Below are 22,101 nucleotides of genomic sequence, written 5' to 3'. Positions count from 1 at the left end.
GCAGGATTCGTCGCCTTGCCGGGGAATGCTCAACATCCTGTAACCCACCTTGTAGCCGCGACCGCCGAAACGCCGATGACGCGTTTCGCCCGGCGATGAAGGTGCCGCAGTCGGCGTCCGCCTTCGTGCAGCAGTTGGCGTCCGCCCTTCGTGTCGCAGTTGGCGTCCACCCTTCGTGTCGCAGTTGGCGTCCGCGTTTATGCCGCTGAAGTCGTCGACTTCTCGCCCTTGCCCGGGTGAACCGGCGCCGGCCGGGTGGTCGATGGGGCTGTCCCTAGGCTCGCCGTGCGGGCAGCCCGAGGACAGGTCAGGGTGATCGCCTCAGTGTGCTCTGGGCGGCCGCAGCCTAGCGTCCATGGCCATGACTGGAGCAAGGCGGCGGCGCGCCGTCCTGGGGACGGTTGCCTTGATCGCGGCGGGAACCGGTACCGCGGTCCCCGCGCGGGCGGCGTCCGGGTGCGGCGATCATGCCGATACCCGCGACGCGTTGACGCGGATGACGGGCGTCCACCGGCTGACCGGGGCGGCCGTGCGCGTCGACGACCCGCGGTGCGAAACGTGGACGGCGGCGAGCGGCGTGGCCGACCGTCGCACCGGACGTCCGATGAACGCCGCGATACGGCTGCGAATAGGCAGCATCACCAAGACATTCACCGCGACCGCAGTGCTCGCCCTGGCCGCCGAAGGACGGCTCGCGCTGGACGCCCCGGTCGCCCGCTACCTGCCCGGCCTCATCGACACGAACGGATACGACGGCCGGAAGATCGCGGTAAGGAGCCTGCTCCGCCACACCAGCGGCCTTCCCGACCACATGGACACTTTCGCGACCACCGAGGAATTCCGTTTCCGGCATTTCGTGCCAGAGGAATTGGTCGAGCGGGCCCTGTCCATGCCGCCTCCGAAAACCGCCTGGCACTACTCCACCACCAACTTCGTCATCGCCGGGCTCATCGTCGAGAAGGTGACCGGGCGCCGCGCGGAGGACGAGATCCGGCACCGGATCATCCGGCCGCTCCGGCTGCGCGAAACATACTGGCCGGGCGACGAGACCCGGATCAGGGGTCCGCACGCGCGCGGCTACGTCCGGCAGGAGGACGGCCGCCGGGCCGACTACACGGAGCTGAACACCACCGTGGCCTGGACGGGAGGCGCCATGATCTCCAGCCTCCGCGACGTGAACGCGTTCTTCACCGCGCTGCTCGGCGGACGGCTGCTGCCACCGGAACCGCTCGCGGAAATGAAGCAGACCGTCCCGGTGGATCCGGACCGCGTCTGGGACGGCGGCGCCTACGGCCTCGGCCTGATCGGCACACCCCTGCGCTGCGGCGGGACGTGGTGGGGCCATGCCGGTGACATCGACGGCTCCACAGCGGTCTCGGGGGTGGCGCCGTCCGGGCGACGGGTGTCGATCGCCTTCAACGAGAACCCCTCGACCAAGGAGGCGTTCGACGACGAGCTGAACCTCGTCCAGACCGCCCTGTGTGATCCGCGATGATCGGGATCCGGACGGCGGCGGTCCTGGTGGCCGCCGCGCTGGCCGCGACAATGGCGCCGCCGCCGTCGGAAGCCGCCACCAACGGCCTTGACCGCTTCTACCAGCAGCGTCTCGACTGGAAGGCGTGCACGCTGAACCGCGGCGACGAGGTCGGCAAGGCCCTGGACGAGGCGGGCGCCCGATGCGCGGACGTGACCGTCCCCCTCGACTACGCCGATCCCGGCGGCCGCACCATCACGGTCGCGATCTCCCGGCTGAAGGCGTCCGGGAAAGCGCCCCGGATCGGCACGATGATCCTCAACGGGGGCGGGCCGGGCCCGGCCATCGACCTGCCGCCGTACATGCGCGACCTCATGGGTGCCGCGGGCCCGCGCTACGACCTGATCGGCCTGGACCCGCGGTCGCTCGGACGCAGCGCCGGGGTCGACTGCGGCTGGCCCGCCGCCACCTGGATCAAGGGCCCGGGGACGACCCGCCGGTCGTTCGACCGGTCGGTGTCCTTCGCGCGGGACCTGGCGGACAGGTGCGCACGCACGAACGCGACCCTGCTCCCGCACATCAGCACCCGCAACATCGCCCGCGACATGGACATCGTCCGGGGCGCGCTCGGCGAGCGGAGAGTGTCCTACAACGGCGCGTCCTACGGCACGTACCTGGGATCGGTCTACGCGACGATGTTCCCTGGACGGTTCGACCGGGTCGTCCTCGACAGCTCGCAGGACCCGTACAGCTGGGGGCCGCGCCTGCTGGCAGGCACCGAGAAGGCCAACGAACGCGCGCTCGACGCGTGGGCCGCGTGGGCAGCACGGCGCGATGGGACGTACGGCCTCGGCGACACCCGGGACGAGGTCCTCGGACTGGTGCAGCGGATCTTCGCGGCGTCCGCCCACCGGCCCCTCGCGATCGGTCCGTATCGTCTCGACGCCTCGATGCTGCCGGTGGTGCTGGTCGACAACCTGGGGACGGACGAGGACGGGGCACGCGTGGTGCTCGCCGAGTCCGTCCAGGTGCTCCGGGAGGCGGCCGCCGGACGCCCCGCCCGGCCCACCCCGGAATTGGCCGACGAACTCGCCTACCTGCTGACCGGCGCCGACTCGCGCGACGGCAGCGGGCAGGCCGCCCTCATCTGCGGGGACAGGACCGCGCCCGGCGACCCCGAGTTCTACTGGCGGGACGTCCAGCGACACCGCCGCGGAATGTTCGGCGCGCTGAGCCACGGCATCGGCCCCTGCGCGTTCTGGCCGACACGCCCCGCCGAGCCGCCGACCACGGTCGCGGCGGACCTGCCCGCCCTGATGGTGGCCGCGACCGGCGACACCCGAACCACCTATCCGCGCAACCTGATCGTGCACCGCCTGCTGCGCGGCTCCCGAATGATCACACTGGACGCCCGCGTACACGCCCCTTACCAGCGCGGATACCCGAGCACCTGCGTCCGCGACCGCGTCAACGACTACCTACTGACCGGCCACCTCCCGCCCCACGACCTCACCTGCGACCCGAACGCATAACCTCACCGCTGACCCAGACGAGAAGGCACTGCACCAGCGGACCCCGCTCGGTCGTGAGCAGGGTCAAGCCGAGCGAACCGCCCCCCACAAACACGCCGCCGCGCGGTGTGGTGGCTAGCGGCGATGTTGCAGCCCTCGGTGGTTTTGAGGGTCATGGTGGCGAGTCCCGCCGTGTGGGCGAGGTCGAAGACGAGTTCGTGGGGTGGTTTGAGGCAGGGAGAGACGCGGGGGCCTGGGGTCCAGACGAAGTCGGCGCGGAGGAGGCGACCGAGGCGGAGGACGAGGTCGCTGGCGTCGGTTGCGTGGCCGTTTGCGGGATGGCCGTAGTGGCCGACGTATGCCTTATTCAAGGAAGCCGCTGAGGCGGGCGCGGCCGTGGTCTCCCGTCGCATCGGCCCCCCATCGGCCGGCCAAAAAGAAACCAGCGGTTCACTCGATCCGACGGGATCAAGATAACCGCTGGTGAGAGGCGGAGGATCGGGGATTTGAACCCCGGATGGGCTTGCACCCAAACCGCATTAGCAGTGCGGCGCCATAGACCGGACTAGGCGAATCCTCCAGTAGCCGTCAGGCCCAGACAGGTTACCGGTTCGGCGCGCCAACCGGCAAAGTCTGGCCCGTGGGTCCCAGCAGCATAGTCCGTGGCGCCGCCACTGCGCGAAGACGACGGGCCGGCGTCCGCTCCCGGGGCCGCGGGAGCGGACCGCCGAAGGTCAGCTGCCCAGCCGGAAGGCGTTGAAGCCGCAGGCCTCGGCCAGGTCGTTGCCGTGCCGCTGCATGGCTGCGGTGTCGGGCCGTCCGAAGGACGAGGTGTCGCCGGAGCTCAGCTTCCGGAGCATCTCGGCCGTCTGGTCGAGGTCGCCGGCGAACGCGGTCGCGGCGGTCTCGACGTCGCCGCCGGCGTTCTGGCCCTCCGAGCGGACCTTGGCTGCCGTGTCGGAGAACTTCTGGGCCGTCGTCGAGGCGCCGCTGGGCGAGGTCGCCGACACGCTGCCGGTGGAGAAGCTCCGCAGCTCGCTCTCGATGTTCTTGCACGCGGTCGACTTCTTGCCGCCGGCGAGGGCGTCGACCGCGCCGCAGCCCGTCGAGCCGAGCATCAGGCCACCGACGGCGAGAGCGCCGACCAGCTTGGTGGCAGACATGCGCATGGGGATTCTCCTTCAGGGGGGATTGGGCTTCGGACGGGTGAGACCACACAGGTCACTCCCGTCTCGATCAGCACTTTGGCGTCTCTTGGCCACAAAGGGTTCCGTGACTCAGGTCACACTCGCGCGGCCTGGCGTCGGCCAACCGATTCGCGGTCAGGTCAGCGGAGCCGGTACAGTTATCCCGGCAAGCACCCGTAGCTCAACGGATAGAGCATCTGACTACGGATCAGAAGGTTAGGGGTTCGAATCCCTTCGGGTGCGCCCAGGTCAAAGCCCCCTTGCGATCTTCCGCAAGGGGGCTTTGCTGGTGGGTACAGCAGCGAAGTACAGCTACACGGACGCCTCACCGCTGTCGTCAGCTTGCCGCAGATGATCCCCAAGCCGCTTGAGGGCCGCCCGGGTGTCCTCGGAGGGAACCTCCGTGTAGATCTCCATCGTGATGCCGATCCGGCTGTGCCGAAGGATCTGCATCGCGACGCGAGGATGGACGTCCAGCGCGGCCAGCAGCTTGCCGCACGTGTGCCGCGTGTCGTGCACCCGGATGACCCGGACACCGGCAGCAGCACACCGCGACTCGAACGCGCGGTTGACGTTGCGAGGTTCGATCGGACGGCCGGTCCGCGTGGTGAAGACGAGTCCGCTTGTCTGCCAGTCGTCGCCAGCGGCGTCCCGGGCCGCGGAGAGCTGGGCCTCTCGCACGCGCAGCGCCGAGAGGCACACCGACGGGAGCGGAAGCACGTCGGTAGAGCTGTCCGTCTTGGTCCGCTCCTTATGGATGAGCCGGGAGCCGACGCGCTGTAGCTGCCATCCGATGGTCAGTTCGTCGGCTGCGAAGTCGATGTCTGCCCAGCGGAGGCCGAACACTTCGCCCTTGCGCACCCCCATGACGAGGATGAGCACCCACGCGGCATACAGCGGGTCGTCCGATTCCCGGGCGTATTCGAGGAACCGTCGCGCTTCTTCCACGGTCCAGGTGGACGCCTTGCGGGTGCGCTTCCGCGCGGTCGGGACCTTGACGAGGGTGGCGACGTTGCGAGAAATGATCTCTTCCGTCCTGGCTTGGTTCAGCGCCGCGCGGAGCGTGTTACGGGCTGCGGTGATGGTCCGCCGACTCGGGTAGTCCTGGCAGCACTTCCCGAGGGCGCAGCACCGTTGCCGCTTGCGCGGGTCCTTGTGCTCTTTGGGGCGTCGCGCGTCCTTGCCCTGCGCGCAGCACTGGCACTTGCCCGGAACGCTGTTCAGCCACTTCTGAACGTCCCGCACGGTGAGCCGGTCGAGGCGCTTCTTGCCCAGGCCGGGGACGATGTGAAGCCGGGACATCAGCTCATAGTGTGAATACGTGTTCGGCTCCCGATTCGGCTCGATCACGTCCGTGAGCCAGTACGTGAGGTACTGCTCTACGGTCGGCATGCTGGTAGCGATCGGGCGTTGCTTGGCCTCGTTGAGAAGCTTGATGTACTTGTCGTGGACGATGTCGCGGGTCTTGCCGTAGACGTACTTCCGTGTGCGTTCCCCGGCGGGGGTGGTGACCCAGGCGTAGGCGGCATAGCCGTTGCGGTAGGGGTAGATGGAGCCCTCCCCGTTCGCTCGACTGCGCCGGGTATTCTTGCGCTTCTTCCCGTCCTCCGGCTCTTCGGGGACGGCGGGGGCGACTCTGGGCATTAGGCGGCGTCCTCCGTGAGTTCGTTGAGGAGTTCGGCGATTGCATCGACGGGGACGAGTCGGCGTCGGCCGATCTTCACCGTTCGGAGTTGGTTGGAGCGGATGAGGTTGTAGAGCGTCCAACGGCTTACGCGGAGCCGTTCGGCCGCTTCATCGACCGTGAGGACGATTTCTGACATGTCAGCGTCTCCAGATACGGGACCGGACCGGAACGAGTGACCCGCCCGGGTATCACGGCGACGCATGTAGCGGCGGCATCCGCTTGCCGGTCAGCGCAGCGGTTAGCAGCGCTTCACCAGGTGTGAGGCCCTGACCGACGTAACGCCAATCGGCGATGACGAGGACTTCGTCATCCTCGAAAGGCAGCCGACCGGTAGTGATCTGGTGTTCTTTCTCGTTATGCGTGATCCTTTCTGTGCGCAGCTCGCCGAGGGTGACTGAATAGCGGCGGGATTTGGTGGAGAAGTGGCCGCGGAAGCCGAGCATGTGTGCCCACTCGGCGAGCCGGAGTCCGGCGAATTCCTCGAAGGTGCTCAGCCGGAGGCATTCCACGATCAGCCGCCGTGCGTGCTCGCTCACGGGCAGGTCGGCCGGGTTGTCGGTGGGGCGTATGCGGCGATCGAGGGTGCCGACGCATTCGGCCGCTTTGGTGGCGTACTTAGCGACGTAACCCGCCACCGCCTGATCGGTGAGTTCCCCTGTGCTCGAAATCGCGCGTACATCGATCTGTGCGCCCCACACGTGAGTTCTGGTCGGGACGTCACCCGCCGCCGGGGTCGACACAGAGACGGCGGCTGCCGCGTGATCTACGGCCGCCTTGAGTAGGTCGAGAGTGGCCCAGGACGGCGGGGCGGCGTTCGGGCCGCCTGGTCCGTCGAGGCGGATGACCGCGTGGAAGTGGACCAGGCCGCGCCGCTGATACTCGGCCACCTTTGCGAACGAGACGGTGAGGACGTCGCGCAGGTCCGAGACTCGCAATCCTGCCGACCGTGCCACGTAGCGGCGGAACGCCATGGTGAACCGGCGCCACAGTTCAGGGGCTTGCGAGTTCCACAGCACCGCCCCGGCGTAGTCGAAGCAGTCGGGGCAAATGGGTTGGCCGAGGCGGGGGTCATCTGCGGAGTGCCGGACGCTGCACGAGACCGGGCGACCATGCCCACACGTTCCACCGTTCCGGCGAGGATGGCACGCGGTCACGACACCACCAGCGCCGGTACGCCGGGAGTGCACAACACCGAACGAGGGTGCCGTCAGCGTGACGAAAGCGGCCGGGTGCGAGGTGACCGACGCCGGGACACCCTTGCCGCCGACCAGGCCCGCCCGCACGAGCTGGTAGGTGTCGGCGCGGTAGATCTCGGCGCACGCTGGGCACCGGGACGCCCGCCGCGTTTTGCACGCCATGCGCAACGAACCGTTGGGTTCCTGCGCCGTCGAGTAACGGTGTAGAAGGGCTCCGGTCAGCGAGTCTCGATACTCGACGCTTCCGCGCAAGTAGATCGGTTGGGCACAGCCGCCGGTGGCACGGGCACGCGCCGCCCACCGAGCGAAGTCGCGGCGGTTGAATCGCGCGGCCATGTCACGCGCTGCGACGTCGGTGACGAGCGGAGCAGGGTGAGGCACGATGGACGGGTCTCCCTATCCGGGTTGTGTGGCAAGTGGGGATGGCCCCGGCGCGGCGTTCATTGCTTGGCGGCGTGTCGCCGCGCCGGGGGCGAACTCAGAGCGCGGAGACGAACCGCGACAACGCGTCGGCGAGGAGGGCCAGGCCGCCGACGAGGGCACGGGTGGCGTGCGCGGCGTTTTCGGGCTGACGGATCACGAACAGGCCCAGCACGAGCCAGAAGGCGATGAAGGCGCAGCGGCGCAGGAACATGACCGGGTTCCCTTCTCTGTCAGGTGTGGCCGTGGCCGTTGCAGTCGGGGCAGGTCGAGCCGTCGGAGGCGACGCCGCCCCCGCCGCAGGTGCCGCACACCCAGCCCACGAGGAGTCCGACGAGCCGGACGGGTATGCGCGGCGGGTGCGGGTGCTGGTCGGTGGTCATCAGGCCGCCCGTCCTGTGGTCTCGTCGCCGTCCTGGTCGGCGTCAAGGACGGCCATCACGTTGTTCTCGTAGCTGCGTACGGCGTAGTGCCGCGCCATGCGGTGGGCCGGGACGTGAACCGCTTCGTAGGTGACCGGGCCGAAGTGCTTACGTGTGATGTAGTGGCCGCCGTCGGTGGTCTCGTCGGAGACGGGCACGCCGAGCGCATCGGCGATTCGGTCGATTTCCGCGCGCTGGCGAAGGTCAGTTGTGCTGTCGGTGCTCACGCCGGACGGGACGCTCAGGGTCCAGCTGTACGGGCGCACGGGCACCGCCGGGTTGGACTCCAGGAACGCCACCAGGTCACGAAGGCCCTGGATGGTCCGGTCACGGTGTGACTGATCGTCGGCGTTCGGGGTGAGGTTGTGTTCAGGTTCAGACACGGTGATCTCCTGATCTGGCCTGATTCAGGCCGCTGATTGACTGCGGGTTTGGTCGGTGCGGATTTGGCGGAGCAGGTCGGAGGCGAGTTGGTTGGACACCCCCAGCCGGGCGCGGAGCGCGTCACGGGTGATCGGCCGTCCGTGCTGGGTCTGGTGTTCGGTGGCGACCCGGCGCGCGAAGTCGACCAGTGGCCCCGGCGCTGCCGACGAGGACGACCCCGAGGAAGGGGAGGGCGCGGCCGGTGTCTGCTCGACGGGGACGGAGGTCTGTCCGTCCCGCTCGTCGTTGCCCTGGTCCTGGTTGGTGCCGTCCTGTGTGGCCTGGACGGCAGCGGCGACAGTGGGACGGTCGTCCTCCCACACCACCCACGGCGACGAGGACGGGTCCGACGGGTCCGCAGACGAGGACGGGCGCAGGTCCGGGACTGGCGAGGGCCGCGCCGCCGTCGGGGTGCCGGCTTTTCGACGTTCGAGCATGGAGACGGCGACCAGGAACGCGCCCGCGGGTGTCCCGGCGGTGATCCAGCCCCACACCGATGGGTCGGCTTGTGCGAGGTTGGCGGCCAGCGAGAGCAGGATGCCGCCGACCAGGACGAGGGTCGGCCAGGACATTCGCCCCGTCTGGCGTCCGGTGCGCTTGTCACGCTGGCGCTCCCCCGCCGCCATCACGCAGGTCAGGTCGATGCACACCGCGATGGCCCAGGCCATCCAGCCGTGTTGACCGTGTTCGGTGGCGGTGTCGCGGATGTGGGTGAACGACCCCGCCGCCGCGATCGCGGCCAGCACCACGACCGGCCCGGAGTCGGCCACCGCTCCGAAGACGCGGCGACTCATGCCGCCCGCCGGTCGGTGACGAGCGCCAGCAGCGCGGCCAGTTCGACGTCACACCGGTGCACCTCGGCCCAGTCGTCCACCTCGGCCGCGCGGGACGAGGCGAACGAGTCGGCGCAGCGCTGGCACCGGGCGACGTGCAGTGAACCGAACTCGTCCCACTCGACACCGACCGGCCACACGTCCCAGGACGAGACCGGGGACGGCCGGGACGAGACCGCGGACGACGGCGAGGACGAGCCGGACGAGACGGCGACGAACCGAGGACGAGGACGGGGACGAAGGGCGAGGACGCGGACGGTCATCGGGAGCCTCCAGAGTCGGTTTCGGGCATGGTCGGGTAGGGACGTGGCGTGATCAGGGCTCGCGCCGAGCCGAAGGAGAGGAAGGAGAAGACCCCGGTTATGCGGCCGGGCGCGCGGTCGGGACCGAGCCGATCAGGGCGTCCCAGTCGGGGGTCAGGTGGGCGTGATCCCGGGCGGCTTGCTCGGCGGCGGATTCGGGGACGTAGACCGACCGGGCCCGGTGCCAGGAGCCGTCTTGACCGGCGACCACGCACACCCCCGGAGTCTCGGCCGGGATCGCGCGGGCCGCGTCTTCGGCGGCCGGGTCCAGGTCCCCGAGCGTCATGTTCGCCGTCTCGGGGTCGTTGACCCGGTGGCACACCCGCCCCGACAACTGCGCCCGCAGCGCAGTCACCCCGGGCCCCAGGTCCGAGCCGATGCGTTGTCCGCAGACCACCAGGTAGACCGCGAACGCCCGGCCGAGCTGCGCGAGCCGCAGCAGCGCGGTAGCGGTCCGCGCGACTTGGTCTTTCTCGGATTTGTCGGCCATCAGGAACAGTTCGGCGACTTCGTCCACCAGCACCACGACCGGCACCGGCCGCAGCGACTCGGGCAGCGTCCAGACGTTGCGGGCACCGTGTGTGCGGCACAGCGCCATGCGGTTCTCGACCTCTCCGACCAGATCGGCCAGCAGGTCCACCGACTCCTTGCGGGTGGTGGCCAGCGCCGACAGGCGAGGCGCGTAGGGGGTGAACTCCACGCCGCCCTTGAGGTCGAACCCGACGAGCGCGACCGGTTGCGGAGCCAGCCCCTTGATCAGGGCATTGGCGAGGTTGGACTTGCCGGACTGGGTCGCCCCGGCGTTGATCCAGTGCGGCACGGTGCGGAAGTCGATCACCCAGTCGTGCCCGTTCTCCAGCTTGCCGGGACGGACAGTCAGCAGTTCACCGGTCTCCGGTTCGGTGATCACCTCCACGAGCGGGTCACGCATGGTGGCCCACAGCGTGACGAACCCGGGTCGGACGTCGACCACGCGCACCGAGTGCACCCGCCAGGCGTGCGCGATCCCCTCGGCCGCTTTCTCGTAGTCGGCCGGGACTTGGCCGTCATGCAGCCGTAGCCGCATCCGCCAGCCCAGCCGGGTCGGCCGCAGCAGACCCAGTCGAGGAGCGCGCTCGACGTCGATCCGCCGCATCCGCCGTTTCTGCTCGACCACGGTCGCGGCGTTGCGGCTTGCCGGGCCCACCACGGGGACGGCGTCGAGGGTGAGCCGGAACCGCCGCCGGTTGCGGGTCAGGCGGCACCCGGAGGCGACGTGATGCCAGGTCAGGTACACCAGCATCGCACGGGCCGGGAAGCCGACGCCGTACCAGAACGAGACCGGGTGCCACCGGCGCCAGGCCCAGAGCCCGACCGCCGTGACGGCGGCCAGGGCTCCGAGCACCAGGACCATGTCAGTCATGATCGGGTCGCCGTTCAGGCCACGTCCGCCGCAGCGGACCCCGACGCCGACGAGGGCGAGGACGAGGGTGAGGTGGGACCGGTCGAGGAGACCGGGGCGACCCGCTCAGCGCGGAAGGCCACGCCGAACCGCTTCTCACCACCCAGAACGGCCTCCCACGAGAACGCCACCAGCCCCACCGGCGTGACGATCTCGCCGATGGTCACCGACTGGTCACCGGGCACCGACACGTTGAGCAGTTCCACTCGCCCCGTTGCGTCGGCGGCGGACAGACCCACCGTGAACACGGTTTCGCCGTTGCGGTCCACCTTCACCTCGCCCGTGTCCTGGTTGACCACCTTCGGACGCGGCGCGGAGACACACACGAACGTCAACCCTGACGTATCTACCGGAATGTTGCGCATCGGATCCTCTCCACTGACTGGTTGATGCACTTAGTACGTTAACCCACTAAGTACCCATGGTCTACTATGAGTATGAAGGAAGGAGCTGTGATGGCGATCACACAACCGGCGTACGCCCGAGTTGCGGATGTCCTCCGAGACCGGATCAAGCGCAACGAGTACGAGCCCGGCGACCTGTTGCCGAGCCAGCGCGAGCTCCGCGAGGAGTTCGACATCTCCACGACGACGGCCAAGGCGGCAATAGCGCAGCTTGAGAAAGAGGGTCTGGTCTACTCCCAGCAGGGCAAAGGCGTCTTCGTCCAGACCACGCGGGAACTACTGCGGTCGACCGGCGGACGGTACGGGCAGGGACGCCCCGCCAACCTGATCGAGGAAGAGGAAGGCAACTACGCGTTTGACGTCCAGGCCGAGCGCCGACAGGTGCAGGTAGACCCCGGCATTGCCGAGCGCCTCTCGATCGAACCGGGTGACCGGGTGAGCGAAGCCGTCTACACGTGGAACTACGACGGGGAGACGGTCATGATCAGTACCCAATGGGAACCGTTGGCGATCACGGGCGGGACCGAGATCGAGACGCCCGCAAGCGGGGAGCGCGGGCAACCCGATGTGATCACTCGGTTCTCGTCCATCGGGTACGACGTCACCGAGGTCCAAGAGGACATCCGTACTCGGATGCCCACCCCGGAGGAGACGCACAGGCTCAAGATCAACGCTGGGGTACCTGTCTTCCACATCCAGCGAACGCACGTCGCCGGGACACTCCCCGTTGAGACGGCCGAGATCATCATGCGCGGTGATCGTTTCGTGCTCCGGAATCACCAAACCCTATCCCTTACCAGGTAAGAGTCATCTCCGAGGGCGGGCAGACGCGACACGGTTTGGAGCGTTGCTAGCCCGCCCCGGAGAGGACTTCACCTCGCTCTTGGAGGGTGGAGGCCCATGAGTTCGACTCCGACAGATACCGCTGCGCAACTGGCCAAGCTGCGCGTCGACTTTCCCGAATGGGCGTGCCGGTACGAAGAACTCTTCGACCTGGCGTGGGAGGCGCATCGGCGGCCCTACCGGCATCCGACCAGCGGGTGTTTCACCTGGATCCGTGCTGAGTCCGCGGAACGGCTGCGCGAGATGCTCGCTGGGGCGGGAGAGGTCGAGGCCAAGGCCGCCAAGGTGAGCACCGACGCTCGCGACGGAAGGTGCACCCGGTGAGCGCCCCGAGGTACGCGCGAAGCAGGCGCAGCGTTCACGAGGCCAGCGACGACATGCAAGCCCGAACTCGCGCCGCAAAAGAAGTCATGAGCCGGTTCGAAGCGCTCGCCTGGTATGGCACCTACACCGAACTTTACTGGGCGATGATCGACAACCGGTTCCTCGTCCAGGCCGAGACCCCTCAAGCGCTTGGCGAGAGGATCATGTCCGTGCGACGAGCACGGTAAGGACTCCCGCGGCCCCTCGGTGGAAACGCGGCGGTTGGGGTCGCGGGCGGGGCGGTACCGGGTTAACCCCGAGGCCCGGTGCCGCCCCTTCCACACGTCGCACCCCCCTTTTGCCGCGCGCTATGTCCAGGAGTGCGACCCGAAGGAATGGAAGACAGTCATGGCTTGCCGTCCTGATGACTTGAGGAAGCAGGGGACAGCAGTGATCGACACGTCGACCTTCGCACTGAGGCTATGGAGCCGCCGCGCCCGAAGGTTCGTCCGATGGGTCTTCATCCGCGACCGCCACGACCGCCTAGCAATGTGGCACCTTGACCGCCTAGCGGTTGCTCTTGCCGCCCGCGGCTGGCACACACGGCGCCGCTTCAACGTGTCCCCGGCGAAGCTGCTGATTGGCCCGACCATGTACGCGCCGCCGACTGTGGAACTGACGGCTACTCACTTCGGAAGGTGGGTCTACCTCGTCCGAGGGGAATCGGCTCCCATCCGTTGCGCTGAACTGGCCGAAGCCGTGCGCGAAGTCGAGGACCTCACTTGGCGACGGCTGAACAAGGCCAACCTGACGACGGTGCCCGAACGTGAGCGCCAGCGGTGACAGACAGCAGGCCGCCCGGGGATTCACGGTTGAGTTTCCGGGGGTAAGCGCCTGGTACGGCGAACAAACCCGAGAGTTCTGGGCCATGGTCCCCCTGACCAGCGGCGCGTACCTCGTGTCAGCGCCTGACCTCCGGCGGCTACGTGAAGAGATCGTCAACTTGAGAACAAGGCCGAAGCCCCAATGATGAACGAGACCGAACACCACCCCCACCACCCAGGCGTGACCGTGGACTGTCCAACAAGTTGTCTCGGCGTGCGCACCGTGGGTGATCTCGTCGGCTTGCTCACCAGGGCCGCCCAGACCACACTGCCCGACGCGCCGTCACCCTTACGGCCGCATGAAGAGCACTTGCTGACGTGCCCGATCTCCTGTCTGAGGCTGCCAGCACGAATCATCAGTGCTCTAAGAGCCTATGATCCCGACGTGCGGAACATAGGTCAGCTCATCTCCATGTTTGAGCGTGATGAGCTCTCGGAGGTCCGCAACATCGGACACAGCAGCGTATGGGACGTCCGGAAAGCTTTGGACGCCGAAGGCTTCATCCGCTCCCACCGGTCCTAAGGCCGGCACAGAGGGTCGCCTCTCGCGTTCCCTCCCACTGGATGCCGGACGGAAGCACGGGGGTCGCCGCATACCCAGAAGGCCACGACCCGAGTCGCCCGATCGCTCGGATGAGAACTTTCTCTACGGTTTCAAGGGCGCCCGCTTCGCGGCCGCCGCCCGCCGGGCGTGCGGCCTCTTCGGGCCGACCCGGCGCGCCAGCCTGCCCCAGCGCAGATCCACCACGAGTTCAGACCTGAGCAGGCGTTTAACGTCTCCTACTCCACGAGGTTCCTGCTGTGCGTGAAGCGACTAGACAACGGATGTGTGATGTGGGCGATCCGGCGGCCTGGGGATCGGAAGACGTCCCTCATCCAGCAAGGCTGTCACCTTTGCCTCGACACTGGTATATCCAGACCGCAACTGATCGACAAAGGGTTTGAGCTCCTCACGAACAACCGGGTCCTTAACGTAAGGAAGCACCACTTCAGCCGCATCGAGGGAGCTGATCTCAGCCAGCCCATCAGAACCACGAGCAAAGGACCGCATCTGGGTTCCAAAAGCTTCGGAACAGAGCCCCGCCACTATGTCGAGCAACAAATCGTTGTGATCAGGTTTGAGGCGGAGTCGCAAGAAGCCGTTAGTTACAACCATGTCGTCGCAGTCTCTGGCTGCGAGAAACCACTTTCGGACGCAACTCCAGATGGAACCGATATAAATGTCGTCTGGTTCCGCATGGTGTTTGCCCCTTGAAGGCACTTCCCAACCGCGAAGACTCTGCCAACGATAAGTGCCGATACTCACATCGTTGATCTCTACATATCGATAGAGCTTGTCAGCAACTAGCGTCCGACGCTCCCCATCGACGGAAGATCCTTCCACCATAAAATCAACGACATCACCGAGCCGGAAGTATGGGTTCGAAACAATAGCATTCTGCACTTCTCGAAGCTTACGCGAATGACGCTTCGGGTCCAAGGTACAGAACTCGTCATGCGCAACTTCGGTGCTTTGAACTGTCCAGCCCGGCTTCTTTCCAACAGCCTCTGGCGGGAGTTCCCGAGTTAGCCAGGGGAAGTACTCTGCAGCATCACTGGCGCGAATGCGCGACAATGTATCCGCGAAATCGCTATCTAGGATTAGTTCGTCGGCCTCATCGTATAGATAGGTGCCGTCGCTAGGGTCTCTGCGATAGAGCGTTTCCCCTCGTTTGTCGCCGAGCTTCCAGCCGACGCGGTCCACAATTTCCACACAGAGTTCGTAGTCATCCGCCTCGCTCGCATTCGCAAGAGGCTCTTCTCGCTTCTCGCAGAAGATGATGCTGGCAGCGACACTTGCGCCGGAAGACTTGAAGGCGAAGCGAGGAAGACCGACCACGACCGCGGGCCGGCAGTGGCGCAGCAACCACTCGCGTAGAACGAGATATCGCTGAGAACGATTGCCCAAGTACCCGTTCGGCACGATGAGGGCAAATCTGCCCCCGGGGTGCACCAAGCGAGTACAGGTCTCGGCGAAGAGAATGCCCACTTCCTGCTTACCAAGAAGCTTGTCTGTGACTTGCCACTGTCCTTGTTCGTCCAGGAGCCATTCGTGGCCTAGGTCAAAGTTGTTGAGTACCTCAGTACGGCGTTCAGTGATACTTGTACCGAACGGGGGGTTGCAGATGACGATATCGCATGATTCTTGATTGGCGACGATCTTCTGAAGAGAATCCTCCTTGTGAATATTGGTCTTTCCGTCACCGTTCAAGATCATATTCAGTACGGCAACTTGGACGGCCTCGCCACTTACGTCACTCCCCCAAACACTGCTTGCATAGTCTGGCCAAGCCTGGCCTCGCCTAAACGCTGCCGTCAAGAAGTCTGCGCTGCCACAAGCAGGGTCACGAATATGCTCGCCGAAGCGTGGGTTCAAGACCTCTACAATGAAGTCGGTAACCGTGGTTGGTGTAAAATACTGCGCAAGGTCCCATTTGTAGATATGTCGAGCAAAGTACATATAGAAATCTTGAATGACACTCTGCTTCATCGAAACGATCTTAATTGGCGCTAGGATTTGCATCACTTCGAGGAGCAGATCGCCCGGTATCGGGAACTTGTCCGCCACGGGCTCCGGGAGGAAAGCCTTATAATACTGCACTGCCTGCTTTAGCAATTTGTTGCTAGACTGCGCTGCGGTAGTAGCGCTAGTGCCGAGAGATTGAAAGTCCTGCAGAATCAAAGGCGTGTCGGGAGACGTCGAATGTAGATGTTCATCATGAAGTTTGGCGAGCAAGAGTTGTAGCAAAATATTGAAACGCTTGCTTTGGCCAATTGACGCCGAATGAAGTATGTTTTCAATGCGACGAAATATCGTCAGTAGAGGCTTGTCTGCGCTGATCGTGGCAAAGGTTAGGGGGACCGCTCCAGGAGCATGTCCCGGCGCTGGAAGATCGCTAAGAGGGCCTTCGTGGGAAACTTTGCGGCCACGCTCATGTGTTTGCCAATAGACTCGCCGCTCAACGTCGTCCCAATATACTGCAACACAGTCATCGCGCCCAGCAAAGTCAAGCATCGGCTTAACTTGATAGGCTTTAGCTGAGGCTGCCTTAGAATTGTCGCGTTTTACTTCGCCTAGGATGACGGCATGCCTGAGCAGTTCATCCACGTCGTCGCGCGGTAGAGTCGAGACTGGAACATCCAATACTGCAACATCGACTCGAAAACTATTGCGCCCAGAATTGCCAAACCGCTTGATTACCGCTTCGACACGAATGTTAGCTTTGTCATACCCGCGTTCAATTAGATGGCGAATCAATTCCACCCGCAGGCGTTCTTCGGAGGGGGTAAGACCATCCGCGCTGCGAGCCTTCGCCTTCAGGCGACCTCGAACTGGACATACAAGAGTCAACCCGGCAGCCATTGGTCCACCCTCCCAGCGCAGAGATTGTTTGTCTCGCAACGACACGCGCGCATGGCCGTACCGACGATGGCGGACCCTGATCCTAGCCGCCAAGCCAAGTCCTCCGCCGACCGACCCGGGTATCTCGTCGATCGATCACGCGGGCAGTCGCACGCGTGACAGCATGGGCCTCGCCTGTGATGTAGCGGGGGACCGAGCTAAGCAAGGACGAACCGACGACAGTCCTGACGAGGTCAACGGTCCTGTACAGATGGCCGCCCGGGACCAGTCAGCGAGCACGAAGCGGGGGCCTCGCGGCCCCCAGCCCCCCGCGGGCCGGAGAGTACGCCCGCGCGAATCTGTCTGTCACACCGTCTCACCGTTCGCGCGGGCGCACCCTCCGGGACGGGCGTCGGTGCTAGTGGTGGTGCTAACAACGAGGTCAGATGACCTTGGACGAGCGTGGACGTCCGGGAGGGTGTCGAAGGCAGGGATCTGTGAGGACCGCGTTCGGATATCGCTGATGCTACGGATCAGAGGTCCTCCCGGATGGGGCGTTCGGCGGTTCGCTGAGGTTGTCGTGTCCTCAGAGGGCCCAAGCGGAAGCGGACTCTTCCCAGTCGTAGATCATCCGTACAGGGACCTTTGCTATCTGAAGTTCGTCGGCAACCACCCAGCGGTGGACCCCGTTGATCAAGTGGGGTGTAGCGTTCGCCAACGCCCATGCCTCCAGGGCGTACGTGCACGTGATTTCCCCAGCCGCTTCAATACGAGACCGTAACTCCTCGCGCGGCATCTCACAGCGTCCCTTGGCCCAGATGGCTGGCCTGGCCGCCCACTCCCGTACAGTCGGTGACCCGGGAACGCCGTGGATCCAATCGCCGATCTCGGCGACAGTGCGCAGCTCATGGCCGCCGCAGCGGCAAACTTCGGGAGGACGCTGCATGTACTGATCATCCCGCGGTTAGGCTACTTTTGCGCATCTCCGCGGCATACGTGCAGGTGCGCATGACGGCAACCTTGACGGCAACGACGGCAATCAACCGGCACCAGGGCGCACGTCGGGCACCGTCTGACCTCGGTCGACGGGGTGGCGGCAGGGTGGTTGTTACTTCTGAAAAGCGGACGGTCGGCGCGTTGCAGGGTTGGACGTGCCCGAAGCGGGGGCTTCGCAGCCCCCAGCCCCCCGCGGGCCGGAGGGCACGCCCGCGCGAAACTCTCTGTCACACCGTCTCGCCGTTCGCGCGGGCGCACCCTCCGGGACGGGTGTGGACGGGCGGGAGGTTGCCGCGCTGGTCAGGAGGCGTGTGGGGACATGCCTGGACATGTCTTATCTTGCTCGTAATGAGAAGGTCTCGCGGGACTCGTTAGTTCGCCGACGAGGCTCTGATCAGGTGAGAGTGCAGTCGGCAGCGGGACGTAGCAGGTTGCCGGTGCGTACGGCGTTTAGGCGTTGTCGGATGAAGCGGTCTTGATACTCGCCCCAAGTGTCGAGCTTCGTCGGGTGGGTGCTTTGATCAGGGTGCTTTCGGTAGAGCCAGGTCACGGACGGTTCTTGGTAACCGTCGAATACCTCGCTGAGCGCGATGAAGAGAGCCACGTCCTGGGCACGAGGTAGAGCGCCCCAGCCGCCGAACGCGCGAACCAGTTCGGTGGGAGCGACGAGGCCGGCGCAGGCTGCTTGGCATAGGCCCGTCTCTTCGTACAGACGACCGATCGTTCCCGCTGGCACCAATCCGCACGGGTAGGCCAGGGGGTAAGCAACGCGATGCCCGTTGATCAGGTCGTCTGCCTGACCGATCGTCCAGCCGATGCCGGGATGTTCGTCGAAGGCGGGGATGAGCGTCGCGAGGCCATCGGGAAGAAGGACGTCGTCATAGTCGAGCACCGCTACCAGTTCGCCGCGTGCCCGGGTCAGTGCGAAGTTCCGAGTCGTTCCGGTACCGAGCTGGGCGCCGTTCGCCTCGTAGAGCGCGCCGGGACATAGGGCGCGGGCCGTTGGTGTCTCCCCGTCCTCTTGGACGAGCCATTCAAGCTCCCAGCCGGGCGGGAGGCGTTGAGCGGCAACGCTGGCTGCGGCTTGCCGCAGGTAGTCACCTATTGGCGTGCGTACGGCGGTGATGATGGAGATCAGCGGCATGTCACTCCCTCTCATGAGGATCAGCTCACGACGTTCGGCACTGATCGTCACACAGCCCGAGGCGGAGGGACGAGGCGGTTTCTCCTACAGTGCTTGGATGGACGTCAGCGCGATGCTTGAGGAGTACGCCTATCCGGAGACGACGCCGTGGCTACGGGCGAACATGATCGAGACGCTTGATGGCGGTATCCAGTACAGGGGCGACACGAGCGCGCTCGGCTACGAGGGTGATTGGGCTCTCATGCAGCACCTCCGGACCTTGGCCGACGTTGTGATCATGGGAGCCACAACCGTCCGGGAGTACGGGACGTACCCGCCCGCCGCGCCGAAGTTGGCGATTGTGTCCCGGAGTCTTCGACTCGACTTCGATGGACCGCTTTTCGCCGACGCGCCCACGCCGCCTATCGTCATCACCTGTGACACGGCCCCAGCCGAGCGCCTCCGTGAGGTGGAGCGGCGCGCCGAGGTCATGATCTGCGGGACTGGGGCCGCAGACATGGGCGTGGCCTTGCAGCAACTGGCGGACCGCGGTTACGTGCGCCAGCTCTGCGAGGGTGGCCCGACAGTCCTTGCTGAGGTCGCCGCGGCAGGTTGGTTGCATGAGCTGTGTCTGACGTTGAGCCCGATCATCACCGCTGGCGACGCCGCCCGCATCTTGGACGGGCCGGTAATCGACATGCAGAACATGGAGCTTCGCCATACGGTCCAGGACGGCAACTATCTATATCTGCGCTATCGCAAGGCGAAAGCTTAGATGACGTTGTGGCGCATATAGGCGGGAGGCCTCCAGCCGAGAATACTCTCGACCATGTTCACCGCTTGCCTTGCTTCATCGATCTCGTGGACCCGCACAATGCGCGCACCGCTCAGGATGGACACAACGAGGGTGGCGATCGTGCCCTCGATACGTTCCTCTTGTTCTCGCTTCAGGGTCTCGCCGATGAAATCCTTATTGGATACCGCTACTAGCAGCGGATAGCCAATCTGGGCGATCTCCGGGAGACGGCGAGTCAGTTCGAGTGAGTGACGGGTGTTCTTGTTCAGGTCATGCCCGGGATCGATGATGATCCGGTCCGCTGGCACCCCGCGTTTCTCTGCCAGGTCGACCCGTTGACGAAGGAACTCGGCCACTTCAACGACCACGTCGTCATAATGCGGACGAGGATAGGGGGTCCGAGGGTCGGCGAGGCTATGCGTGATGATGAGGCCGGCGCCCGTCTCTGCGACCACATCGGCGAGGGCAGGGTCATGGAGTCCGCTTGTATTGTTCAGCACGTCAGCGCCTGCGGCAAAGGCGGCGCGAGCTACCTCAGGGCGGTAGGTTTCGACGGAGATCACCGCGTCAGTGCGGGACCGGGCTCCCTCGATAACGGGTACCACGCGGTCGATCTCTTCTTCCACGCTTACGGGAGGGCCAGGCGCGAAGGGAACACCGCCGATATCTAGCCAATCGGCCTCGTTGACGAGTGCGTTTTCGACGGCGATTAGTGCCTGGTCCAGCGCAAAAGTGCGACCGCGATCATGGAAAGAATCGGGCGTACGGTTGATTATCGCCATTACGGCCACTTGGCGTGAGAAGTCGAACGTACGCCGCCCGATCACCCGCTGCGGGCTGAGGATCTCGGGATAGTAGATCGCGTTACTTTCGGTCACCGGAACCACCTAGGTCGAATCAGACGCCAAGCATAGCAAGCTGACGGGCCTGCTAGCCGTTCGCCCGCGCGCGCCGACCCACACTTGTCACCAGGCGGAGGAGGACGAAGAAGATCACGGATCCGCCGAGTACCAGGCTCATGGCGAGCGCCCGCTCTCCGAAGTCGTGCGCCTTGACCACCACGGAACCGGATCCCACGACAAACCCAACAAGGGCTACGAATAGACCGAGTATTTCTACCATCTTGAGCAGGCCGGAGGAGACCATCTCTTGTGCCACATCAACGCGCTGAGCAAGCCTTAATGAAGCCTCATTCAGTCGGTTCTCTAGTTCTGTCGAGGCTGCCGCTACTCTTTCGTCCACTCGGCGGGTGATGGCGTCCGCGACGCTTTCGGCGCTCTGTTCAATTTGTCTTTGCAGGTCTTGCGCAAGGACGATGGCGCGCCGCTCCTGAGTGAACTGCTCGTGGCGTAGAACGTCGCCGACGCCCAAACCGTCTATAGCGCGATCAATCTCGAAAAGCGCCTCGTCGAACTGGCGTAGTTTCCGATAGGCCGTCGCTCGGCGGTAGTATACGACCTCATCTTCTTGGCCGCGTGCCATCATCTCGTCCGCAAGGCGCAGCATCATTTGCGGCTGCTCTGGCAAATGATCCGCGAACCAGATGGCCGTTAGGCAGACTTGATTGCTCTTGCCGTCCGCGTCCGGTGCGTCGACCGCACGCCGGAACATGTTGAGCCCATTCGAAGAACGCGAACCGAGGGCAGCGAACGCCGCAAGGCTTCGCACCAGGGCGTCATCCTCGAACTCGGTCAGCCAGTCGAGGCACCTACGGCGCAGCTCCTCGAACCTGTAGTCAAAACGCAACCTCTGACCTTGGATGTAGACGAGACAGAGCCGCGCGGTACGGGTGTTGGAGGCACGAAGGACCCGCGTCCAGTCATCATCCCCTAGGTAAGGTTGAGCATTTATCCGCGCTATCCAGGCGAGGTCTGTGGTCGCACGCCGTATCTCTGGTATGGACAGTCCGAAATCCTCGATAAGAGAGACCAGTTCACCCACCCAGGCCGAGGAAGGCTGTGAGGTTCCGGGTGCCAAGTGGTCGACAAGTATGGTCACCTTTTCCATACCTGACGCCGCTGCCATGCGTTCCGCCAGCTCGTCACGTTCTGGGCTTTGCCGTTGAGGCGGAACGCCATCACTCATGAGATCTCCTGTTCTTCAAGTGGATTTCAACCCAGCCACGCAGTCTAGAGCCAAGCGGCGCAGTGATCCGGCCAAGGTCGGATAACCCCTCCCCCCGGCAATGACGGTGTGACCCGGCTGGCATAGATTCGCAGGAGAGAGAGGATGGAGCTACATGGACGCCAGCGGCCCGAAGTACAGCCCTGACAGTGTTGTGTGGGTCGTGATGACACACCTTGCCGACGAGGGCATCAAGGATGAGTTCACCGTCCCCGACGCCGACCCCGTCAAGGCGCGCCAGGCCGCCGCGGACTTGCTCCGGGCTCTGGGGGTGACCCCGTCGGATCCTCAAGACCCTTGGTGATCCCCCCCCGTGCACTTTGCTGGCCCCGAGCAGGCTGGGTGGCAAA

The 22,101-nt window shown here is 65.3% G+C and carries 24 protein-coding genes and 2 tRNA genes; 10 read left to right on the top strand and 16 right to left on the bottom strand.

Annotation, left to right across the window (positions count from 1 at the left end):
* Positions 1-361: 361 nt before the first annotated feature.
* Positions 362-1,495 carry a serine hydrolase domain-containing protein gene (locus ACH34T_RS07750; protein ID WP_395991291.1) on the top strand — a complete coding sequence of 378 codons (1,134 nt, stop codon included), beginning with the start codon at positions 362-364 and terminating at the stop codon, positions 1,493-1,495.
* Entirely contained in the window at positions 1,492-3,006 is a 1,515-nt protein-coding gene (locus ACH34T_RS07745; protein WP_395991290.1) for an alpha/beta fold hydrolase, read from the top strand. The genes ACH34T_RS07750 and ACH34T_RS07745 overlap by 4 nt, the downstream gene beginning before the upstream one ends.
* 470 nt (positions 3,007-3,476) lie before the next feature.
* On the opposite strand, the gene ACH34T_RS07740 is transcribed toward ACH34T_RS07745, so the two are convergent.
* Together ACH34T_RS07740 and ACH34T_RS07735 are read right to left on the bottom strand one after the other, a co-directional pair.
* Positions 3,477-3,565 (bottom strand) — tRNA-Ser (locus tag ACH34T_RS07740).
* Between the two features lie 154 nt (positions 3,566-3,719).
* Positions 3,720-4,154 (bottom strand): hypothetical protein, encoded by a 435-nt coding sequence (locus ACH34T_RS07735; RefSeq protein ID WP_395991289.1) that lies wholly within the window; start codon positions 4,152-4,154, stop codon positions 3,720-3,722.
* Between the two features lie 188 nt (positions 4,155-4,342).
* On the opposite strand from ACH34T_RS07735, the gene ACH34T_RS07730 reads away from it, so the two are divergent.
* A tRNA-Arg gene (locus ACH34T_RS07730) sits at positions 4,343-4,415 on the top strand.
* Between the two features lie 69 nt (positions 4,416-4,484).
* On the opposite strand, the gene xerC is transcribed toward ACH34T_RS07730, so the two are convergent.
* The 10 genes from xerC to ACH34T_RS07680 all read right to left on the bottom strand — a co-directional run bounded on the left by xerC (position 4,485) and on the right by ACH34T_RS07680 (position 11,261).
* Positions 4,485-5,816 (bottom strand): tyrosine recombinase XerC, encoded by a 1,332-nt coding sequence (gene xerC / locus ACH34T_RS07725; protein WP_395991288.1) that lies wholly within the window; start codon positions 5,814-5,816, stop codon positions 4,485-4,487.
* Positions 5,816-5,995, bottom strand: coding sequence for a helix-turn-helix domain-containing protein (locus ACH34T_RS07720; RefSeq protein ID WP_395991287.1), 180 nt, complete (start codon positions 5,993-5,995; stop codon positions 5,816-5,818). The genes xerC and ACH34T_RS07720 overlap by 1 nt, the downstream gene beginning before the upstream one ends.
* A gap of 52 nt (positions 5,996-6,047) precedes the next feature.
* A complete protein-coding gene (locus tag ACH34T_RS07715; RefSeq protein WP_395991286.1) occupies positions 6,048-7,391 on the bottom strand; it encodes a replication initiator in 1,344 nt (447 codons plus the stop codon).
* A 142-nt stretch (positions 7,392-7,533) separates the two neighbouring features.
* Positions 7,534-7,689, bottom strand: a complete 156-nt coding sequence (locus tag ACH34T_RS07710) for a hypothetical protein (protein WP_395991285.1) — start codon at positions 7,687-7,689, stop codon at positions 7,534-7,536.
* A gap of 19 nt (positions 7,690-7,708) precedes the next feature.
* Positions 7,709-7,858, bottom strand: coding sequence for a hypothetical protein (locus tag ACH34T_RS07705; RefSeq protein ID WP_395991284.1), 150 nt, complete (start codon positions 7,856-7,858; stop codon positions 7,709-7,711).
* Positions 7,858-8,280, bottom strand: a complete 423-nt coding sequence (locus tag ACH34T_RS07700; protein ID WP_395991283.1) for a hypothetical protein — start codon at positions 8,278-8,280, stop codon at positions 7,858-7,860. Before ACH34T_RS07700 ends, ACH34T_RS07705 begins: the two co-directional genes overlap by 1 nt.
* A 24-nt stretch (positions 8,281-8,304) precedes the next feature.
* Positions 8,305-9,114, bottom strand: a complete 810-nt coding sequence (locus ACH34T_RS07695; RefSeq protein ID WP_395991282.1) for a DUF2637 domain-containing protein — start codon at positions 9,112-9,114, stop codon at positions 8,305-8,307.
* A complete protein-coding gene (locus tag ACH34T_RS07690; RefSeq protein WP_395991281.1) occupies positions 9,111-9,416 on the bottom strand; it encodes a hypothetical protein in 306 nt (101 codons plus the stop codon). The genes ACH34T_RS07695 and ACH34T_RS07690 overlap by 4 nt, the downstream gene beginning before the upstream one ends.
* A gap of 97 nt (positions 9,417-9,513) precedes the next feature.
* A complete protein-coding gene (locus ACH34T_RS07685) occupies positions 9,514-10,857 on the bottom strand; it encodes an FtsK/SpoIIIE domain-containing protein (RefSeq protein WP_395991280.1) in 1,344 nt (447 codons plus the stop codon).
* A gap of 14 nt (positions 10,858-10,871) precedes the next feature.
* Complete coding sequence (locus ACH34T_RS07680; RefSeq protein WP_395991279.1) at positions 10,872-11,261, bottom strand: hypothetical protein; 390 nt, start codon at positions 11,259-11,261, stop codon at positions 10,872-10,874.
* A gap of 90 nt (positions 11,262-11,351) precedes the next feature.
* Here ACH34T_RS07680 and ACH34T_RS07675 point away from each other — a divergent pair, with 90 nt between their 5' ends.
* From ACH34T_RS07675 to ACH34T_RS07655, 5 genes are all read left to right on the top strand, one after another.
* The gene (locus ACH34T_RS07675) at positions 11,352-12,104 is read left to right on the top strand and encodes a GntR family transcriptional regulator (protein WP_395991278.1); all 753 of its coding nucleotides are present in this window, start codon (positions 11,352-11,354) and stop codon (positions 12,102-12,104) included.
* A gap of 96 nt (positions 12,105-12,200) precedes the next feature.
* Positions 12,201-12,467: a hypothetical protein gene (locus ACH34T_RS07670; protein ID WP_395991277.1), complete on the top strand. Its 267-nt coding sequence runs from the start codon at positions 12,201-12,203 to the stop codon at positions 12,465-12,467.
* An 86-nt stretch (positions 12,468-12,553) separates the two neighbouring features.
* Positions 12,554-12,694, top strand: a complete 141-nt coding sequence (locus ACH34T_RS07665) for a hypothetical protein (protein ID WP_395991276.1) — start codon at positions 12,554-12,556, stop codon at positions 12,692-12,694.
* Positions 12,695-12,896: 202 nt separating this feature from the next.
* Entirely contained in the window at positions 12,897-13,289 is a 393-nt protein-coding gene (locus tag ACH34T_RS07660; RefSeq protein ID WP_395991275.1) for a hypothetical protein, read from the top strand.
* Between the two features lie 183 nt (positions 13,290-13,472).
* Positions 13,473-13,853, top strand: coding sequence for a DNA-directed RNA polymerase subunit alpha C-terminal domain-containing protein (locus ACH34T_RS07655; protein WP_395991274.1), 381 nt, complete (start codon positions 13,473-13,475; stop codon positions 13,851-13,853).
* Positions 13,854-14,144: 291 nt separating this feature from the next.
* Here the strand turns inward: ACH34T_RS07655 and ACH34T_RS07650 are convergent, their stop codons facing one another.
* Both ACH34T_RS07650 and ACH34T_RS07645 read right to left on the bottom strand, forming a co-directional pair.
* Positions 14,145-16,733, bottom strand: a complete 2,589-nt coding sequence (locus ACH34T_RS07650) for a class I SAM-dependent DNA methyltransferase (protein WP_395991273.1) — start codon at positions 16,731-16,733, stop codon at positions 14,145-14,147.
* 1,369 nt (positions 16,734-18,102) lie between these two features.
* Positions 18,103-18,852, bottom strand: coding sequence for a glycosyltransferase family 2 protein (locus ACH34T_RS07645; protein ID WP_395991272.1), 750 nt, complete (start codon positions 18,850-18,852; stop codon positions 18,103-18,105).
* A 97-nt stretch (positions 18,853-18,949) separates the two neighbouring features.
* Here ACH34T_RS07645 and ACH34T_RS07640 point away from each other — a divergent pair, with 97 nt between their 5' ends.
* A complete protein-coding gene (locus ACH34T_RS07640) occupies positions 18,950-19,606 on the top strand; it encodes a dihydrofolate reductase family protein (protein ID WP_395991271.1) in 657 nt (218 codons plus the stop codon).
* Here ACH34T_RS07640 and folP read toward each other — a convergent pair.
* The gene (folP, locus tag ACH34T_RS07635; protein ID WP_395991270.1) at positions 19,603-20,505 is read right to left on the bottom strand and encodes a dihydropteroate synthase; all 903 of its coding nucleotides are present in this window, start codon (positions 20,503-20,505) and stop codon (positions 19,603-19,605) included. The genes ACH34T_RS07640 and folP overlap by 4 nt on opposite strands.
* 52 nt (positions 20,506-20,557) lie before the next feature.
* On the bottom strand, positions 20,558-21,712 hold the full coding sequence (locus ACH34T_RS07630) for a tetratricopeptide repeat protein (protein WP_395991269.1): 1,155 nt from the start codon (positions 21,710-21,712) through the stop codon (positions 20,558-20,560).
* Positions 21,713-21,866: 154 nt separating this feature from the next.
* Between ACH34T_RS07630 and ACH34T_RS07625 the strand changes: the two genes are divergently transcribed.
* Complete coding sequence (locus tag ACH34T_RS07625) at positions 21,867-22,055, top strand: hypothetical protein (protein ID WP_395991268.1); 189 nt, start codon at positions 21,867-21,869, stop codon at positions 22,053-22,055.
* The last annotated feature ends 46 nt before the right edge of the window (positions 22,056-22,101 follow it).

Origin of the sequence: Actinomadura sp. 9N215, assembly GCF_044326345.1 — a bacterium.
Lineage (GTDB): Bacteria > Actinomycetota > Actinomycetes > Streptosporangiales > Streptosporangiaceae > Spirillospora.
This window is presented reverse-complemented; position numbering and strand designations above follow the sequence as displayed.

What these genes read in the sequence shown, in the direction of transcription:
- ACH34T_RS07710 (WP_395991285.1), bottom strand. Translation starts at nt 7,689, where the DNA reads ATGTTCCTGCGCCGCTGCGCCTTCATCGCCTTCTGGCTCGTGCTGGGC.
- ACH34T_RS07675 (WP_395991278.1), top strand. Translation starts at nt 11,352, where the DNA reads ATGGCGATCACACAACCGGCGTACGCCCGAGTTGCGGATGTCCTCCGA.
- ACH34T_RS07650 (WP_395991273.1), bottom strand. Translation starts at nt 16,733, where the DNA reads ATGGCTGCCGGGTTGACTCTTGTATGTCCAGTTCGAGGTCGCCTGAAG.
- ACH34T_RS07680 (WP_395991279.1), bottom strand. Translation starts at nt 11,261, where the DNA reads ATGCGCAACATTCCGGTAGATACGTCAGGGTTGACGTTCGTGTGTGTC.
- ACH34T_RS07685 (WP_395991280.1), bottom strand. Translation starts at nt 10,857, where the DNA reads ATGACTGACATGGTCCTGGTGCTCGGAGCCCTGGCCGCCGTCACGGCG.
- ACH34T_RS07630 (WP_395991269.1), bottom strand. Translation starts at nt 21,712, where the DNA reads ATGAGTGATGGCGTTCCGCCTCAACGGCAAAGCCCAGAACGTGACGAG.
- ACH34T_RS07665 (WP_395991276.1), top strand. Translation starts at nt 12,554, where the DNA reads ATGAGCCGGTTCGAAGCGCTCGCCTGGTATGGCACCTACACCGAACTT.
- ACH34T_RS07655 (WP_395991274.1), top strand. Translation starts at nt 13,473, where the DNA reads ATGATGAACGAGACCGAACACCACCCCCACCACCCAGGCGTGACCGTG.
- ACH34T_RS07720 (WP_395991287.1), bottom strand. Translation starts at nt 5,995, where the DNA reads ATGTCAGAAATCGTCCTCACGGTCGATGAAGCGGCCGAACGGCTCCGC.
- ACH34T_RS07735 (WP_395991289.1), bottom strand. Translation starts at nt 4,154, where the DNA reads ATGCGCATGTCTGCCACCAAGCTGGTCGGCGCTCTCGCCGTCGGTGGC.
- ACH34T_RS07645 (WP_395991272.1), bottom strand. Translation starts at nt 18,852, where the DNA reads ATGCCGCTGATCTCCATCATCACCGCCGTACGCACGCCAATAGGTGAC.
- ACH34T_RS07625 (WP_395991268.1), top strand. Translation starts at nt 21,867, where the DNA reads ATGGACGCCAGCGGCCCGAAGTACAGCCCTGACAGTGTTGTGTGGGTC.
- ACH34T_RS07750 (WP_395991291.1), top strand. Translation starts at nt 362, where the DNA reads ATGACTGGAGCAAGGCGGCGGCGCGCCGTCCTGGGGACGGTTGCCTTG.
- ACH34T_RS07690 (WP_395991281.1), bottom strand. Translation starts at nt 9,416, where the DNA reads ATGACCGTCCGCGTCCTCGCCCTTCGTCCCCGTCCTCGTCCTCGGTTC.
- ACH34T_RS07745 (WP_395991290.1), top strand. Translation starts at nt 1,492, where the DNA reads ATGATCGGGATCCGGACGGCGGCGGTCCTGGTGGCCGCCGCGCTGGCC.
- ACH34T_RS07640 (WP_395991271.1), top strand. Translation starts at nt 18,950, where the DNA reads ATGGACGTCAGCGCGATGCTTGAGGAGTACGCCTATCCGGAGACGACG.
- ACH34T_RS07695 (WP_395991282.1), bottom strand. Translation starts at nt 9,114, where the DNA reads ATGAGTCGCCGCGTCTTCGGAGCGGTGGCCGACTCCGGGCCGGTCGTG.
- ACH34T_RS07670 (WP_395991277.1), top strand. Translation starts at nt 12,201, where the DNA reads ATGAGTTCGACTCCGACAGATACCGCTGCGCAACTGGCCAAGCTGCGC.
- ACH34T_RS07705 (WP_395991284.1), bottom strand. Translation starts at nt 7,858, where the DNA reads ATGACCACCGACCAGCACCCGCACCCGCCGCGCATACCCGTCCGGCTC.
- xerC (WP_395991288.1), bottom strand. Translation starts at nt 5,816, where the DNA reads ATGCCCAGAGTCGCCCCCGCCGTCCCCGAAGAGCCGGAGGACGGGAAG.
- ACH34T_RS07715 (WP_395991286.1), bottom strand. Translation starts at nt 7,391, where the DNA reads ATGGCCGCGCGATTCAACCGCCGCGACTTCGCTCGGTGGGCGGCGCGT.